A 502-nucleotide genomic window follows, 5' to 3' on the forward strand; every position below is an offset into this window, starting at 1 on the left:
GCATCGTGCCGATGAAGGTCACTGAGAATCGCGAAGTGGCGGTGGCAGGCGTGCGCTTCAAGGCCTGGCAGCCGGCATCGGGCCTGCATCCGGCGCTGCCCGTCAACACGCCGCTGGTCTTCGACATCTATGACCGATGGTCGGGCCGTGCGGTCGGCGGCTGCGTCTACCACGTCGCCCATCCCGGCGGGCGCAATTACGACACCTTTCCGGTCAATGGCAACGAGGCGGAAGCTCGGCGGCTCGCCCGCTTCGAACCGCGTGGCCATACGCCATCCGCCTATGTGATCCGTGAAGAACAACCGGCGGAAGATTTCCCGATGACCCTTGACCTTCGGCGGCCGGCAAGACTCTGATCAGCAATGGCAAAGGGGAATCACAAGAGGGGACGCGGCAAGCCGCAGACCCACAGCCTGCTGGAGCACTACCAGCCCATAGACGGCGTCGTCGACTAGATGGTCGATGCATCGGGCAATCCTCGCCCGGCCTGGAAGCATTTTGT

1 protein-coding gene is annotated in these 502 nt (G+C 63.7%); it reads left to right on the plus strand.

The features are described 5' to 3' along the window. The coding region (locus tag ENZ75_RS33875) for a transglutaminase family protein (protein WP_164888285.1) at window positions 1-356 on the plus strand (356 nt) is incomplete at its 5' end. Between the last annotated feature and the right edge of the window lie 146 nt (window positions 357-502).

The organism is Mesorhizobium sp. M7A.F.Ca.CA.002.04.1.1 (assembly GCF_004022805.1).
Lineage (GTDB): Bacteria > Pseudomonadota > Alphaproteobacteria > Rhizobiales > Rhizobiaceae > Mesorhizobium > Mesorhizobium ciceri.